This window comes from Alphaproteobacteria bacterium (assembly GCA_002869105.1).
GTDB lineage: Bacteria > Pseudomonadota > Alphaproteobacteria > UBA7879 > UBA7879 > UBA7879.
In genome coordinates this window covers 33,513-49,925 of record PKTP01000003.1, presented here as the reverse complement: position 1 = coordinate 49,925, position 16,413 = coordinate 33,513, and the positions used below count along the sequence as shown (strand labels likewise).

The window sequence follows — 16,413 nt, the reverse complement described above, 5'->3', positions numbered from 1 at the left end:
CGCTTACCCTTTAAGGCCTATTGCTCGATAGAAAAAACTTTTGGTTTGCCAATTGGGATCTACCTTAACATGCAGATATAAGTGGCAAGGTTTCCCAAAAACGTTGCACATCTCTTGACGGGCGCGCTGATTAATTAATTTGATCGTTTGCCCTTTTGTTCCTAAAAACATTCCCACATGCCGTTTATGCTGTACGTAAATTGTTTGGTAGATAATCAATTCATTTTTATTGGTTTGAGTCAGCTTGTCTGTTTCAACAAAAACCTGATACGGAATCTCTTCGTGGATCAAATCAAAAATTTGCTCTCGCGTTAGTTCAGAAGCCTGTATTTTCTCCGAGAGAGAGATGGAACACGTCTCATCATAAAACCAAGGACTTGGAGGTATTTTTTCTTTAAGAACCTCCAAGAAAAGATCAAGGCCAACTTTACTAACTGTTGATGTGACAATAATCTCACTCTCGGGCAACTTGTCTTTGAACTGTTTAATAATGGGGAGCAGTTCGTCCTGTTTCAGCAAATCGGATTTATTCAAAAGCACAACCACAGGCTTGTTTTTTTGATTCAAATCGTCCACAAGCGCCCGATTAGCCTCAAAGCAATCGCGGCGCCGGGCATCAATAATCAAAACAAGTGTATCTGCATCGCGAATGCCTTGCTCGATAGACTGAGCTATGGCTTTTTCAAATTTGCCTTTTGGATTAAAGACACCGGGGGTATCAACAAAAATAAGTTGGTGCTGACCTTGTGAGAGCGCTGCCATAATTGGCATTCGGGTGGTTTGCCTTTTGCGAGAAACAATGGAAACCTTTCGGTTCAACATAGCATTGATCAGAGAGGATTTCCCGGCATTCGGCAAGCCAACCATGGCAATGAATCCAGCATAGGTGTCTGGTGTGTTTGTCATGAATTCCTTTTAATTAGTTGTGCGTATAGCTTTTGTGCTGCTGCTTGTTCTGCTGATTTCTTAGAGGCCCCTACTGCCTGAGCCGACCACCCATCCACCGTCACTTGAACCTGATGAATGGGGTCATGATCCGGGCCTGAGACGTCAAGGACTTGATAGTCTGGCAATTCAAGTCCATGCGCTTGGGTCCATTCTTGCAACGTAGATTTAGATTCAAGGGCTGCGATACCCGCGTCATTTTCAAATTTATTTGACCACAGTTTATGAAAAACTTGATGGCCTGCTTCAAAGCCGCCATCCATGAAAACAGCCCCCACCAATGCCTCCAAAGCATCTGCCAAGACCGTACTGTTACACGTCTTCTGAAGATCTTCATTTCGAGCAACGATTAAATAGGTGGCTAAATCAATCTCATGTGCTATTTTAGACATGACTTCACGGCTAGCGAGATAAGAAAACCTCTTTGCAAGCTGGCCCTCCTTGTCTTTTGGATTTTTCTGATAAAGGGCTTGTGCCAAACAGAGACCAACCACCCGATCTCCTAAAAACTCAAGGCGCCCAAAGTGATTGATAGCATTTTTCTCAGCTTGACTCGAATGTTTGAGCGCTTGTTCCAGCAGACTGACATGGCGAAAGGAATAATTTATCTTTCTTTGTAGAAGGTCTAAAGTTGAGGAGGATTTCATTACTTAACTAAACTATGGATGTAAAAAACCGCTTCAAACGAATGATTTCAGGCCACTCCCAAATGCGCCAAACATCCCAAAAACTTGAATCAATGGAAAAGAAAATAAATTGCGCGGGGCCTAGGAAATTTTCAAAAGGCACAAAACCAACAGGGGTGTCATAACGGCTATCGGCTGAGTGGTTCCGGTTATCTCCCACCATAAAGTAACGCCCTTCAGGAACATAGTACGGACCCATATTATCAGCGGGCTCATTCCCATCAGCATCATCTCGAAGAATTTTATGACGATAGCCGTTGGGGAGCGTTTCAATATATTGAGGGGTTTTAGAGTTTAGCAAGATTGTTCGCTCTGAGTAATCTTCGATTCTCTCTTGAGGCAATGGTTCATCATTAATATAGATAATACCTTTTTTAAACTCGATCTTTTCACCCGGAAAACCAATGACTCGTTTAACATACCGAACCTGATCATGCTCTCCTAAAAAGACAGCCACATCCCCTCTTTTGGGTTGCCGAGCAAAAATACGGCCTTCAAATAGCTTAGGCGCATTGGGGAAAACCTCTTTCACAAGGCCAAACAAGTGTAAATTGTAACGGCTGTATCCATAGTTAAACTTAGACACATACAAATAATCTCCCTCTATCAGGGTTGGGTACATGGATGGAGAAGGAATGGCAAAAGGCTCTGCGACAAAAAAGCGCAGTGAAAAAACCAAGGCCAACATGCCAAGAAAAGAAAAAATCGTACGTAACATTAAAACTCCTTAAATTTTAGCGTTATGAAACCGTTGAAATAATGACCATAGCTTGGGCATAAGGTGGTTCGTCTGTCAAGGTGATTGCGATATCTGTTTTTTTGGCACCATCGCTCAATCGGTTTAAAATATCAATTGCTGTCCCGTGCAAGCACACTTTAGGCCGACCATTTTTATAATTTAAAATTTCAATATCTTTAAAGGAAAGCCCCTCACTAAAACCTGTCCCCAAAGCTTTTGACACAGCTTCTTTGCCCGCAAAACGCTTGGCTATATAAGGCGTTTGACTTTTAGGGTCGAGTTTTTGCAGAAAATGTTGTTCATCATTTGTCAAAATCCTGTCATAGAAACGCTGACCGTACTGCTGAGCCATTCTTTCAATACGTTCCAAACTTACAAGATCACTGCCGATACCCAAAATCATCACAACCGTTATTTCCTCTCAATGTAACTTACTAGAGCTGTTGCCCGCAAAGATGCCATGATAGAGTTTAAATGTTCAACGTTTTGTACATTAACATCAACAATCAAGTCAAAGAAATCATTCATGCGCCTTAAAATCTTTAGGTTAACGATGTTTCCATTAGCATGCCCAATGATATTCGAAACAGAGCCAAGTGCGCCAGGCAAGTTTTTCAAAACCATAAAGACGCGCCCAACAAACATGTCAACTTCTGTCTCATCCCAGGTCACATCGAGCAGACGCTCTGGCTTATTTTCATAGTGTTTAAGATTATTGCATTCAAGGGTATGTATTGTAATGCCTTTACCTGAGACCACGGCACCAATGATTTTATCTCCTGGCAAAGGATGGCAACAAGATCCATAGCGAATCGCCATTCCAGGTATTAATCCCTTGATCGCCAGCGCTTGGGGATCTTTTTCGACAGCCGCTTGTTTTTGACTCTTTTTCACAGAGCGTGGCAGCTTAAGAATAACCTCTTCCTCTTTTTGAGAGTCCTGAGCTTGACTCTCTAAGAACTTATCTTGATGAACATATTTGATAATTTCAGGAACCGTCAAATCGCCACTCCCCAATGAGACGCACAACTCATCATGTGTGCTACACTTAAAGCGCTCAAGATGCGGGACAAAATCTTTTTGCTTGTAGGCCACACCAAGTTGCTGACAGGCTTTTTTTAAAATGGCAGATCCAAGTTCTCTAAACTCATCTTGTTGCTTGGAGCGAATATATCGACGAATACTGGCGCGTGCTTTACCCGTTACCACAACCCGCTCCCAGGTTGGTGAAGGCTCATGGTGCTGAGAGGTAATAATTTCAACCTGATCGCCATTGCTTAGAACTGTTCTAAGAGGCATCATTTTATTGTTCACTTTTGCGCCAATACAGCGATTACCAACCTCGGAATGTACAGCATAAGCAAAGTCAATACAGGTGGATCCTTTAGCAAGACTGATCAGATCTCCTTTGGAAGTGAAACAAAAAACCTGGTCCTGGAACATTTCAAGCTTGGTGTGCTCTAGAAACTCTTCCGGGTTATTCGCGTTTTCTAGAATATCCAGCAGCCCCCGCAACCATTTATACTGACGCCCTTCTTTCAAGTGCGCGTTCTGTTTGTACTCCCAGTGGGCCGCCACCCCATACTCTGCAATCTTATGCATGTCTTGGGTTCGGATTTGAACCTCAATGCGCTTATTCTCAAAATAAACAGCCGTATGAAGGGATTGATAATGATTGGGCTTGGGCATACTGACATAATCTTTCAGCTCCCCCGGAACAACAACATACTCATTATGAATGGCTCCCAAAGCTTGGTAGCAATCAGCAACGGAGGCAACAATCACTCGAAACGCAATCACATCAGATATTTGTTCAAAAAGAATGTTTTTCTTTTTCATCTTTCTCCAAATGGAGTAAGGTGTTTTTAATCGCCCATGTACTTCTGCAGGAAGTCCTGTTTCAACCAAGCTTTCTCGTAGTTTATCGACGATGTTCTCAATTTGAGTAATACCTTCTCGCTCAATAGCGTCTAAGCGCAAGCGGATGGATTCGTAAGCCTGGGGATAAAGTTCAGCAAAAGCAAGATCTTGCAGCTCGTCTTGAAGGTTACGCATACCAATACGTTCAGCCAGCGGCGCATAAATTTCCATGGTTTCAATTGAAACTTGGCGGCGCTTCTCCTCGGACTTCACATGATAAAGCGTTTGCATGTTATGGAGTCGATCCACCAACTTAATCAAAAGAACACGAATGTCCTCAGACATCGCAATGACAAGTTTACGAAAATTCTCCGCTTGCTTTGTATGATGCGAAGAAAGTTCAATTTTAGTCAGCTTCGTAACCCCTTGAACCAAATAAGCAATCTCCTCAGAAAACTCTTCTTTGATATCTTTTAAGCTGACCGATGTATCTTCAACTGTATCGTGCAGAAGGCCTGTAACAACCGAAGACATATCAAGACGCATATCCACCAACAAACAAGCCACCGCAACAGGATGAATGATGTAACGGTCTCCAGACTTCCTCACTTGCTTTGTATGGGCTTTTTCGGCGAATTGATAGGCCTTCATAATCATCTGCTGCTCGATTTCCGTGTAGCGAGAAGTTCTATTTTTTAAGGCGGCCTCAAGGTATGAATTCATATATTTTTTACATTATCATGCATATCATAACGTTATCTTGAAAGCGGATAAACTAAAAACAACGTTTAACAATAGACCAAAAATACAAGATTACTGCTAAGATTAAGTATCTATTTTTTAGTAATAAACTGATAAAATAGAAAAAAGAATGAATATATTCTTGAAAAAGACACTCGTCTAATATATAAACCAGAAAAAATACAATAAATACTAAGGGGTATATGATGAATGAAATAACAAACAAGGGTGCAGTACATGCAAATTCTGACACCAACTTAAAAGAAAACACAATTCGCTACGCAGTTGATATCGTCAGTGCTTACATCGCTAAAAATGATGTTTCAAAAGATCAACTTCCAGAACTTCTCTCTTCAACGTACAAAGCCGTTGCAAACTTACGAAACAATTCAACGCATCTGCAATCAACTCTTGTTCCTGCTGTGCCTATTGAAGAATCAATCACCGATGATCATATTATTTGCCTTGAAGACGGTAAAAAATTAAAAATGATCAAACGTCATTTGCGGGCGGTTTATGGCATGTCTGTTGAGGAATATCGTAAGCGCTGGCAATTGCCGACTGATTATCCCACCGTGGCCCCAAACTATGCCGAAAAAAGAAGCAAACTTGCCAAAGTAATTGGCCTTGGCGTGAACGGTCGTCGAAAAAAGGCTGCGTCTTAATTCAGACACCTGATCGACACTGGACATTTTTATTAAAAACCTGTATACCACAGCTGTTTATGGATACAGGTTTTTTTTATGACTCATAGGCAGCTCTTCATCAAAACGTACGGATGTCAGATGAACGTCTATGACTCTGACAAAATGGCTGATGTTCTGCGCCCTCATGGCTATCAGCTCTCTACAGCGCCTGAAACTGCTGATATGATCATTCTCAATACATGCCACATTCGCGAGAAAGCGGCTGAAAAAGTATTTTCTGAGCTGGGTCGTCTCAAAATTTTCAAAGATCTGAAAAAGCAAAACGGTCAGCATATGATCATTGCTGTTGCTGGCTGCGTGGCCCAAGCTGAAGGCGCAGAAATCCTCAGGCGTGCCCCTTATGTTGATATTGTTCTAGGCCCACAAACTTATCATCGTCTTCCTGAAATGATCGAACGTGCTGAACGCAATATCATCCGTCCTAAGAACAAAAAAAGAGATAAGATTGTCGAAATTGACTTCCCTCATGAATCCAAATTTGATGAAATTGCCCTTCCCGAGGTCATCGAAAGCACCACCGCTTTTTTAACGATCCAAGAAGGCTGTGATAAGTTTTGCAACTTTTGTTGTGTGCCTTATACCCGTGGCGCTGAATACTCTCGATCGGTTCAAGAGGTATTAAGCGAAGCCCGCCACTTTGTCAAAGCAGGTGTTCGAGAAATTACCTTACTTGGTCAAAATGTCACTGCCTATCATGGCACCTCCCCCGATGGTAAGGGTGAGTGGACAATGGCCAACTTGATTGAAGAGATCGCTCAAATTGATGGACTAGACCGCATTCGTTATACAACATCACACCCACGGGATATGACCAAAGAACTTATTCAGGTTCACGGGTCCTGTGAAAAACTGATGCCTTATCTTCATCTGCCCGTTCAATCTGGTTCTGATTACGTTCTCAAAACGATGAACCGGCAACACACCCGTGATCGCTATTTTGAAATCATTGATGAATTGCGCGCTGATCGCCCTGATCTATCGCTTTCATCGGACTTTATTGTTGGTTTTCCTGGTGAAAAAGATGTGGATTTTGAACAAACGATGGATCTTGTCAGCCGCGTTAACTATGCACAGGCTTATTCCTTCAAATTCAGCCCCCGTCCCGGAACGCCTGCAAGTGTTTATCCAGACTCGGTTCCTGAAGATGTGAAAGATGTGCGTTTAGCCCGCTTGCAAGAATTGCTTCGTCAGCAACAAATCGCCTTTAATGCCTCAAAAATAGGGAAAACCCTCCCTGTTCTCATTGATCGCAAAGGCCGTCATGAAAATCAATTTGTGGGGCGCACACCCTTTCTCCAGGGGGTTCACATTGCCAACCCATCTCTAAAGATTGGTGAAATTTATGATGTTAAAATTACTGATAGCACCTTAAACAGCCTAACCGCCGAATATAATACTGATAACAATGGCGCCGCATGAACCACTCAATCATACAGTTTGAAAGCAATCGCATCCTTTCTGAAGTTGTTGGCCCCAGTAATAAGAATTTAAAACGCATTGAAAAAATATATGAAACCCCTCTCTCACATAAAGGCAACCAAATAGAAATCCACGGCTCTGGCCCTGCTGCTCAAAAAATAAGCAAGCTTTTACATGAGCTCTATCATCATGCCCAAAAAGGCCATCAAATCACATATCAAGATATAGGCATCTATGCCAGGCTCAATGAAAATGAAGATGGACGAAATATTAAAGATATTTCCTTAATCACCCCAAAAATCAAAGTCTTTCCTAAAACGCTTCAGCAAAAAAAGTACATTGAACTTATACAGTCCAAAAATATGGTTTTTTGCGCGGGACCAGCTGGCACAGGTAAAACGTTTCTGGCCGTAGCGGCGGCTGTCTCTGCCTTAAAAAAGAGAGAAGTAGAGCGCATTATTCTCTCACGCCCAGCGGTTGAAGCGGGTGAAAAAATTGGCTTTTTACCTGGAGATGTCAAAGAAAAGCTAGATCCCTATTTCAGGCCCATTTACGACGCCTTGCATGCAATGCTTGATACCGAACGGCCAAAACCCACTATCTGGAAACAAATACCATTGAAATTGCCCCTGTTGCGTTCATGCGGGGCCGAACGCTTGCAAATGCCTTTGTGATTCTTGATGAAGCGCAAAACACAACAGTTGGTCAAATGAAAATGTTCCTAACTCGCTTAGGTGAAAACAGTCGCATGATCATAACCGGGGATCCAACGCAAAACGATCTGATGAAGCATGAAGATTCTGGATTAGAAGATGCATTGAACCGTTTAAAAAAGATTCCTCACATTGGATTTTTAACTTTATCCGCCTCCGATATCGTACGCCATCCCCTGGTTGCTGATATCATTGAGGCGTATTCGTAATCAGGGAGGGTATCATGACCTTAGAGTTTATCGTCAAAGATCAAAGATGGGCCGTTTTATTAGAGGAGGCTCAAGACACGCTGACAGATTTATATCTCACCCTCCTCAGCGATCATAACATCAATCAAGAAAACGTTGAGATATCTGTCATGCTCACCGATGATGCGGAGATACAGGATTTGAATCATCGTTATCGCAATAAAGATCAAGCCACAGATGTGTTGTCTTTTCAACAATATGAAGATATTGACACCATCCAAGCAGCGCTATCTCTTCACAAAATATCCCTTGGCGATATTATTCTCTCTTATGACACACTGGTTAAAAATGCCGAAAGCCAGAAGAAATCTCATGGTAATCATTTCATTCATCTTTTTGTGCATGGCATGTTACATTTATTGGGATATGATCACGAGCATAATGAAGAGGCACATGAAATGGAACAGTGTGAAATAAAGCTCCTGGCGGGCTATGGTATATCTGATCCCTACCGCATTGGATAAAGCATGCTCCACATCGCTCTTTTGTTTTTTATTGGTATTTTATTAGGCCTTGCCAATTTAAAATCAACATTTCTCATTTTAACGCCTCTTGTCACCCCCAGCTTTCTTCTCTTAACTTTTTCTTCCCATCAAAAAATATCTTTCTCCAAGCGCTTTATAATGGGCTGGGTTTTTGGTTTGGGTTATTTTCTAGTCAGTCTTTATTGGATCCCGAATGCTCTCCTGGTTGAAGCTAATCAATTTTCATGGCTTGTGCCTTTTGCTTTTCTAGGCATTCCTGCAATTTGTGCGCTGCTGATGGGAGCATCTTGGATCATAATCCCCTGGATGCATACACAAGGCGTCTTGCGTGTTGGATTATTTTGCCTCAGTTGGCTACTTATGGAATGTATGCTCTACCTTCCTTTTGGTGGGTTCCCCTGGTCTTTAATTGGATATGTCTGGCATCGCTCTCTTCCCATGGCCCAGATCGCGCATCCTTTTACCATTCATGGACTCTCTCTTCTCACGCTGATATGGGGCAGTTTTTACTATTTATTGATCGAAAAACGCACCAAATTAGCTCGATTTTCACTCATTTCTACCCTGATTTTATCCTTTTTGGGCTGCTATTTGTGGGGAATGAAGCGCCTTTCGGAGCCAAATAAGATCAAAGATCTACCAAGCCTGCGGATGATCCAACCGAACATCCCTCAAAAAAATAAGTGGCACCCAGCCTTTCAGAAAAGAAACTTGAGAAAAATTCTAAAATTATCCTACGCGTCTGGCTCTGACTCTCAAACCCTTATCATCTGGCCAGAGGCTGCCTTAACTTATAATATGACGCCATCCCTATTACGTTACATCACCAAATATTTAAATGCTGAACAGTTTTTGATAACGGGCGTTCTTGAAACAGCCCCTTCTTTTAAGGATTCTTTTAACGTTTATAACTCCCTGATTGTTCTCAACAACAGAGGACATATCATTGAAAAATATCGCAAGCATCACCGGGTTCCTTTTGGTGAATATATTCCTGCTTCATCCCTATTGAATAAAATTTTCCCTCATAGCCTTCGAACAATAGCTGGAGGGAGAACCCAAACACTCAGAGGCAAAAAACCACAAACCATTCAGGTGAGTTCTGACATCCAATTCAGTCCCCAAATTTGTTTTGAGACCTTGTTCGGATCCCTGGTTTCGAGCAAACCAGAAAAACCTCTTTGGATCTTGAACCTCACCAACGATGCTTGGTTTGGCCGCTCAACAGGGCCATATCAACATCTGCAGATTAGCCGCTTTCGGGCCATTCAAGCCAATCTTCCGGTGGTTCGGGCTGCAAGCACCGGCATCAGTGCCGTCATTGATAATCATGGGCGCATCATCAAGTCCCTGCCCTATGGTCAAGCTGGCGTTATAGACGTCCATAAAAAAGACCAGATCCGAAGATCTGGTCAAGAGATCTGGTCAAGTCTAACAGGGAGGCTATGATGAACAAAGACTATGTTCTAGTCTTTCTCAAAAGCAATCATCGTTGCGATGATTACAACCCTGATATAAGAACTGTTTTGTTCTTTTCAAGAGCCATCGAAATATTTTTTATTATTTTATAATCACAAAAGGTATTCCATCTTCATAAAAAACTAGCGTTGATCTGACTCCACTTACATTCATATGAGATTAAATCTTACTAGATTAAACTGATATGATTAGCTATCTTATTCATTGAAATGAACACACTCTCTCCCCAACAAGCGGCAACACATCTTCTGAATCATAAGGTAGTTGCCTTTGCAACCGAGACTGTCTATGGTCTTGGCGCTCGGGCTGATTCCAATCAAGCTGTTCAAAAAATATATGATCTCAAAGGTCGTCCCAGTCATAATCCTCTCATTGCTCATGTTTCAACGTTAGACATGGCTCAAACTTTTGCTGAATTTAAGGATACAGCTTTAAAGTTAGCCCGCTTATTTTGGCCAGGACCCCTGACTCTTGTTTTACCGCTCACCAACCCTAATAAAATCGCTGCTTCTGCCAGGGCCAATCTCTCAACCGTTGCTGTGCGATGCCCGGCTCATCCCCTGGCCCAAGAGCTATTAAAGATCGTCAATATCCCGCTTGTGGCCCCAAGTGCCAACATATCCAATCGGATCAGCCCCACGCGCGCTGAACATGTAAAGCACTATTTCCCAACCGTCCCCATTCTTGAAGGGGGCCAAAGCCAAACGGGTCTAGAATCGACCATTATAGACCTCACCGGTAAGACGCCTCTTCTTTTACGCCCCGGCGCGCTGACCGCTGAAGACATCTTTAGCCAAACTCAAATTGAAGTTAATGTCGGCACTCAATCAAAAATCATTAACGCACCCGGGCAGTTAAGCCTCCATTATGCGCCAACTGTCCCTCTTCGCATGGATGTCACAAAGCCAAGGAGTGATGAAATTTTTGTTGGTTTTGGCTCAATGGTCTGTGCCCATAATCTCAGTTCTAAGGGGTGCCTGGTTGAAGCAAGCCATCATCTCTATCACAGCCTATTAATGCTTGAAAAACAGCAGAAACCCATCGCTATTTGTCCCATACCCAATAACGGTGCTGGGGTGGCAATTAATGATCGTCTTCAACGCGCTGCTTCAAAAACCAAAAGCGCTGATTCATGACATCTATTATTCTTGTTCGCCCTCAACTTGCAGAAAATATCGGAATGGTGGCCCGCGCCATGCTCAACTTTGATTTTGATCAATTGCGCTTGGTTCAGCCGCGGGATGGCTGGCCCAATCCTCAGGCAACGGCTGCTGGTGCTGATCGCGTCTTACAACAAGCCCAGGTTTTTCAGTCTGTTGAAGACGCCGTTTCAGACCTTTCCTGTGTCTATGCCACAACCGCCCGCACCCGTGATATTGAAAAATCGGTGCAGGATCTATCAGAGATCAGTGCCAATCAAAGCATCCAAACCGGGGTCTTATTTGGCGCTGAAGCCTCTGGATTGACCAATCAAGAGCTCGCTCTGGCTGACGCGCTGCTGACCATTCAAACCAATCCAGAATTTTCTTCATTAAACTTGGCCCAGTCTGTCGTTTTGGTTTGCCACCAGCTCAATCAGGTGTCAAAACAGGCGCCAAAGAAAAGAGAGGCAGCGCCAAAGCAAGAGCTTCACTTTCTTTTGAAACAATTAGAAAATCGCCTTGAACAAAAAAACTTTTTTAAACCAATAGGTAAAAAACCTCTCATGGTCCAAAATTTGAGCGCTATTTTCACCCGTGCAGGCTTAACATCTCAGGAAATCCAAACGCTCCACGGCGTTATTAAAACACTCTCAAAGTAAGACTGAGACTGTCGTCGATCTCTTCGCACTTGCGAGGCAGTGTTCTTTATTTTTTACTCGTCATTCTGAGCGACAGAATGGAGCGTGAGAATCCCCTTCCTTATTCATTAGATCCTCACGTCACTTCGTTCCTCAGGATGACGTATGTTTTTTTCGTCATTGCGAGGCCAGGGCGCAGCCCCAACGCGGCAATCTCTCTAGATCCCCCTCGCAAAAAAAGGTGCTGCGCTCACACACAACACCAAATCACTAAAGTATTTTACGGGCCTTCGGAGGTCAACCATCACCATCACAAACAGCTGTAGGTTGTGCAGAGCCATCTGAAGCGAAACAAAGTTCGCCGCCACTATTGCCAGTATTTTGTCTTATAATAGTTATAAGATTGTTAATAGTGTCATCGTCAAGATTCAGTGTATTGCCTTGAATATCCATAATCCTCTCAATATACTCCTTGGGCAGGGCACCATCCGATGCGTTTAAAGCGGCTGCAACATCGACATCGGCCCTAAAATCTACGTAGTACAGTGTTCCGTCAACCGTTACAGTCACATCAGCAGCTGGGATACTGTTCTGGGCCACCTCATAAAGCTCTCTAATTTCCGATATAACGTGGGGAGTATCATAGTCACTACCTGACTTTTCTGAAAAATCTCTGTTAATGATAAGATCTAATGCGCCATTGGATAATTGTTTGTATCGCTCGTTTTCCAATAAATACATGGCATCCCCTTTAATTTTATTAATCAAATCGGCTGCTTGGCTATATTTATAGTGCTTACTAGAAGTAGGAGTATTTCTTAGATCATTAAGTCCAGTTAATTCTGCAAGCGACTTAAGGCCTTCTTTTGCCTTGGTTTCCAGCTCTGATCTTGCGTTTTTTTCGTCACCAGATGGCTGCGATTCTTCTCGTGTTAAAACCGCGTCTGCAGTCATTCCACCTATGGCAGGCTGGGATTATACTCAGGATTACACCCCCCCCATCAGCACCGCTGCAAGCACACATCCCAACAGGATCAAACCCTGACTCATTGTTATTTTTCTCATTAATATGTTCATTTTATTTCTCCCTCATCTTTATATTTAAAATTTCCAGCGGCCGCCGACAGACACAAACAGTTTGTTGCGGTGTTTGCCATCGGCATAGAGTGTCCGTCTTTTCAGGGGAATGGCATATTCCACATTGGCCAAAACATATTGGAACAACGGTATGGTCACGCCCACCCCGGTTGCTGTTGCTTCTTCTTTACGGGTACCAATGCTGTTAGCATGGTTTTTAATCCGTCCATAGCTATAGTAAGCATAGACAAAGTCCATAAACGAAACTTTCACCCCGGTGCGCATCCCCGATTGCCCTTGAACGACATGGTTTTTATAAGCACGCTCAATAGCCCGACCCCCAAAAGAATAGTTTTGGTTCGGGCCCGCCTTGGCAGAGGCCCACTGCATATCCACACTTGGGGTAATGGCAAATCCAGCGCCCACGTTTTGTTTGCGCATATAACCCAGCAAAATCGACCAAGCATTTAAATTGCTGCGGACCCGGTCCCGGGCTTTATCGATGGTAAGACCCAATCCTTTGACATAATTTAAATTCAGACCGTTCTTGCCATCCCAGGTATCTTTAAAGTTGTACTTCAACGAGGCAATAAAGTTTGTTTGTATCGATTTCAACTTTGCATTCAAAAAAGACTCCGCAAGTGGCCCCACATTCTCGGGAATGATTCTAATCCTTGTCCCTGGCGCATTGGTTGAGCCGCGCTTATGTTCTAATGTTGTTGTCAAAATCACTTCATCGGTTAAATCCCGATAAAGTGGAAACATCAAATACGTTGCGTACGTAGCGTTCTTCGTTGACAGGTTTCTGTTGGCATCTAACCCATCCGGATCAAATTAAATCGGTTCACCATAATGCCATGGCGAATACCGCTGTCAGACAGCAGATAGTTATAGTTCATTCCCATTCCCCACAGGTTTTTGGGCTCTTGGGACAAAATCGTGTAAAGATTTAGATTATCATGATCCGTAAACGCGTTATTGGCGGAAAAGCTCAAGGTATTGTTAAGGGGTCCCACTTTGGTGGATAGATCATTCTTAAATAAATATCCAATGTGGTGCTCTTCAGCCTTTTTCAATTGAACCGTTAAAATCACAGATTCATTTTTGGCATCGGGTGCAATTGTCACTTTTGTTCCTTGATACCCTGGCAAGGCCTGAAGGTTTTTAATCAAGTTCTGCACAGCATAGCGCGTTGTGAATGGTTGGTTGTCCAAATTGGTTTGAATCATCGATAGAACAGCTGCAGTGGCTTTATCCTTTGGCCCTTGAACGTTGACTTTTTTCAAAGGGAGATCATTCAGGTCAACCGTTAATTGGGTTGAAGACGGTTGCTTTAGCGAGTATCCCAGGAGAATCACCGGGGCATTACGCGCCGCATCGGCAACAAGCGCTCTGGCCGAATCAAGATTTAGTGCTTCTTTTTCAGAGAAGGCCTGCGTTAGTGTCACTTTCAGGTAATGCTGAAGGTCGTAGCGATCGCCGGTTACTTTCACAGTCATTTTTTGGCCTGTTTTCAGGGCAACATCGAAGGAGTAACTTTTTCTTTGAAGAGGTTTTTGCGTTAGGTCAACCCGGGCCACCACCGTGGTATCTGGTCTGGGCTTGGGCTCTAATTTGCCATTCAACGCTTCCATCAAGCGCATCACAAAGCCATCTTCCTTGATTTGCGGCCTATCAGGCAAATCAGCTTTGCTTAGGGCTGAAGCGCCCAACGCTGTTAATCCGACAACTGTAAAAAGATAAAAGTTTCTCATTAAAATGACCTCCTTGTTAGAAACACATTGATAACCCTGCCTGATTATTTTGCCAGCGTCAATGCCCTTTGTTAGATATCCAAAAGTATTTTTAAGGACATAATTTTGATCCGTCAGCGCCGCGCCTCTGGTCATTCTAAAAATCCTCCGCTATCCAGTCTTCAACAACTCAGAGGAAAAAAAATGAAAAAACCAACCAAAAACTGCACCATTTACTGTTTAACCCAATGGGGCCATTTGACCCATGAACAATCAGAGGCACTCTATTTAGCGGCCGAGGTTTTATCCTCCCATTACTCCCTATCAAACCTTCGGCTAGACTCCTTAGGACCCGCACGAAAAAAGTGGTACGAAAAGCATCATTCTTCCAGTTTAGAGAGAAATTCTGTGCTTCATGATCTCGTCAAAGTTTTTGGCCACAAATCATTCCAAATGCTTTTTGATCAAATCATTTTGGGCAATAACATGCCGCTGTTGCACACAGTCAAAAAACATCCCCAAGCAATGAATCTGTTTCAAGGACGGCTTCATCAACTATGTGACGTTATTATGGCTCATATCGAGACATCGCATTTAACTTCATAAATCGACCGCTCTTAAAGGGGTTGACGCCGGTACGCACGCGACTCTCCTGAACATATCCGCGCGGCAAACTGGTGACTGGGTTGCTGTTTTGTACCGTCACCTCATCAAGAACCCCACTTGAAACCTGGGTCGACAGATTCTTTTCATCTAAGAATCGATCTCGGCTATCAATGGCATCGGTATCCCGGGACCATTTTGTCCGCTTAGCATTGGAATAAATATCGCTTATGGATTCATCTGCGCTAATGACCTCGGCAAAATCTCCGGGACCCCCGCCCCACGGTCCTTTCCTCGGCTCATCTTGATCGCCTAGCGTATCGTCATCACTTTGAGTCTCTCCACTAGAATCTCCGTCACCGCCTCCCTCATCGTCTGAGCCACCGCCAAAACCATCGTCATCTCCTCCAAGTCCTTCTCCTTGAAAGCCAGAAGAGTCACCATCAGGGGTGTTGTCCTCATCAAAGTCACCATCGAGGCTACGATCCGGTTGGAGCTGCCCGTCATCATCAGGTATCTCACCGTCATCATCATCGACTATTTCATCTTCTTCGGATTCCTCACTGGTGTCGATGGCGTCATCATTGTCATCATCAAAACCATCGTCATCAACGATTTCACCGGTTTCTTCATCGTATTGCGTCCCATCAGCGGTTGTGCACACCTTCGTCCGGCTCTCGGGCTCTGGGTATTCACAGTAATCTTCACTTGAGCGATTGGCAACAATACCATCTGAGCCGCCACCTCCCTCACTGGCCCCTTTAGTATATTGCGTTCCATCTTTTCTAGTGCAGGTCATGGTTCGGCTTTCCGGGTTTTCAAATTCACAGGTATCATCCCCTGATCCTTGGGTGAGATTTCTGGTTTTTTGAGCGGTATCGGACGCCTGCCCTGATTCTGGTGTCTGAGATACTTCTGTTCCAGGAGCTGGTTTGGTTACCTTGCCCGTTTTCGGGTCATATTCTTCTCCACTTTCACGCACGCATACCTTTTCCGTGCTAAAGGTGCTTTTGCTTTTACAATCTTTTGTTGGGTCTTTCTTTTCTTTTTCCTCATTTGTTTCATGATCAATGGCATGCTGCTGCGCCTCTTCTTCGGTTCGAGTGGCTTTAGAAATTTCTTTGCCGGTTTTTTTGTCATAAACCGATCCATCAAACCGCTCACACACGTCTTTACGAAAGCCCGGAACCCCTTTTTT

General features: G+C 43.5%; 16 protein-coding genes and 1 pseudogene. 8 read left to right on the top strand and 9 right to left on the bottom strand.

Annotation, left to right across the window (positions count from 1 at the left end):
• Positions 1 to 3: 3 nt before the first annotated feature.
• The 5 genes from C0582_01130 to C0582_01110 are packed head-to-tail and all read right to left on the bottom strand — an operon-like array spanning position 4 to position 4,953.
• Positions 4 to 906, bottom strand: coding sequence for a GTPase Era (locus C0582_01130; protein PLX30141.1), 903 nt, complete (start codon positions 904 to 906; stop codon positions 4 to 6).
• Complete coding sequence (rnc, locus tag C0582_01125) at positions 903 to 1,592, bottom strand: ribonuclease III (protein ID PLX30140.1); 690 nt, start codon at positions 1,590 to 1,592, stop codon at positions 903 to 905. Before rnc ends, C0582_01130 begins: the two co-directional genes overlap by 4 nt.
• A gap of 7 nt (positions 1,593 to 1,599) precedes the next feature.
• The gene (gene lepB, locus C0582_01120) at positions 1,600 to 2,349 is read right to left on the bottom strand and encodes a signal peptidase I (GenBank protein PLX30139.1); all 750 of its coding nucleotides are present in this window, start codon (positions 2,347 to 2,349) and stop codon (positions 1,600 to 1,602) included.
• 22 nt (positions 2,350 to 2,371) lie between these two features.
• A complete protein-coding gene (locus C0582_01115; protein PLX30138.1) occupies positions 2,372 to 2,773 on the bottom strand; it encodes a holo-ACP synthase in 402 nt (133 codons plus the stop codon).
• 8 nt (positions 2,774 to 2,781) lie between these two features.
• Entirely contained in the window at positions 2,782 to 4,953 is a 2,172-nt protein-coding gene (locus C0582_01110; GenBank protein PLX30137.1) for a bifunctional (p)ppGpp synthetase/guanosine-3',5'-bis(diphosphate) 3'-pyrophosphohydrolase, read from the bottom strand.
• A gap of 224 nt (positions 4,954 to 5,177) precedes the next feature.
• Between C0582_01110 and C0582_01105 the strand changes: the two genes are divergently transcribed.
• The 7 genes and pseudogenes from C0582_01105 to C0582_01075 all read left to right on the top strand — a co-directional run bounded on the left by C0582_01105 (position 5,178) and on the right by C0582_01075 (position 11,823).
• Positions 5,178 to 5,636, top strand: coding sequence for a transcriptional regulator (locus C0582_01105; GenBank protein ID PLX30136.1), 459 nt, complete (start codon positions 5,178 to 5,180; stop codon positions 5,634 to 5,636).
• Between the two features lie 78 nt (positions 5,637 to 5,714).
• Positions 5,715 to 7,097: a tRNA (N6-isopentenyl adenosine(37)-C2)-methylthiotransferase MiaB gene (locus C0582_01100; GenBank protein PLX30135.1), complete on the top strand. Its 1,383-nt coding sequence runs from the start codon at positions 5,715 to 5,717 to the stop codon at positions 7,095 to 7,097.
• Positions 7,094 to 8,019 (top strand): annotated as a pseudogene (locus C0582_01095) (phosphate starvation-inducible protein PhoH). Before C0582_01100 ends, C0582_01095 begins: the two are co-directional and overlap by 4 nt.
• 14 nt (positions 8,020 to 8,033) lie before the next feature.
• Positions 8,034 to 8,522 carry an rRNA maturation RNase YbeY gene (gene ybeY / locus C0582_01090; GenBank protein ID PLX30134.1) on the top strand — a complete coding sequence of 163 codons (489 nt, stop codon included), beginning with the start codon at positions 8,034 to 8,036 and terminating at the stop codon, positions 8,520 to 8,522.
• 3 nt (positions 8,523 to 8,525) lie between these two features.
• Entirely contained in the window at positions 8,526 to 9,992 is a 1,467-nt protein-coding gene (gene lnt / locus C0582_01085) for an apolipoprotein N-acyltransferase (protein ID PLX30133.1), read from the top strand.
• Positions 9,993 to 10,231: 239 nt separating this feature from the next.
• Positions 10,232 to 11,158 (top strand): threonylcarbamoyl-AMP synthase, encoded by a 927-nt coding sequence (locus C0582_01080; protein PLX30132.1) that lies wholly within the window; start codon positions 10,232 to 10,234, stop codon positions 11,156 to 11,158.
• Positions 11,155 to 11,823, top strand: coding sequence for an rRNA methyltransferase (locus tag C0582_01075; GenBank protein PLX30131.1), 669 nt, complete (start codon positions 11,155 to 11,157; stop codon positions 11,821 to 11,823). The genes C0582_01080 and C0582_01075 overlap by 4 nt, the downstream gene beginning before the upstream one ends.
• A 276-nt stretch (positions 11,824 to 12,099) precedes the next feature.
• Here C0582_01075 and C0582_01070 read toward each other — a convergent pair whose 3' ends face one another.
• From C0582_01070 to C0582_01060, 3 genes are all read right to left on the bottom strand, one after another.
• Positions 12,100 to 12,756, bottom strand: coding sequence for a hypothetical protein (locus C0582_01070; GenBank protein PLX30130.1), 657 nt, complete (start codon positions 12,754 to 12,756; stop codon positions 12,100 to 12,102).
• 147 nt (positions 12,757 to 12,903) lie between these two features.
• The gene (locus C0582_01065) at positions 12,904 to 13,644 is read right to left on the bottom strand and encodes a hypothetical protein (protein PLX30129.1); all 741 of its coding nucleotides are present in this window, start codon (positions 13,642 to 13,644) and stop codon (positions 12,904 to 12,906) included.
• 50 nt (positions 13,645 to 13,694) lie between these two features.
• Positions 13,695 to 14,768 carry a hypothetical protein gene (locus tag C0582_01060; GenBank protein PLX30128.1) on the bottom strand — a complete coding sequence of 358 codons (1,074 nt, stop codon included), beginning with the start codon at positions 14,766 to 14,768 and terminating at the stop codon, positions 13,695 to 13,697.
• Between the two features lie 48 nt (positions 14,769 to 14,816).
• Between C0582_01060 and C0582_01055 the strand changes: the two genes are divergently transcribed.
• A complete protein-coding gene (locus C0582_01055) occupies positions 14,817 to 15,218 on the top strand; it encodes a hypothetical protein (GenBank protein ID PLX30127.1) in 402 nt (133 codons plus the stop codon).
• On the opposite strand, the gene C0582_01050 is transcribed toward C0582_01055, so the two are convergent.
• Positions 15,181 to 16,383 (bottom strand): hypothetical protein, encoded by a 1,203-nt coding sequence (locus C0582_01050; GenBank protein PLX30126.1) that lies wholly within the window; start codon positions 16,381 to 16,383, stop codon positions 15,181 to 15,183. The genes C0582_01055 and C0582_01050 overlap by 38 nt on opposite strands.
• Between the last annotated feature and the right edge of the window lie 30 nt (positions 16,384 to 16,413).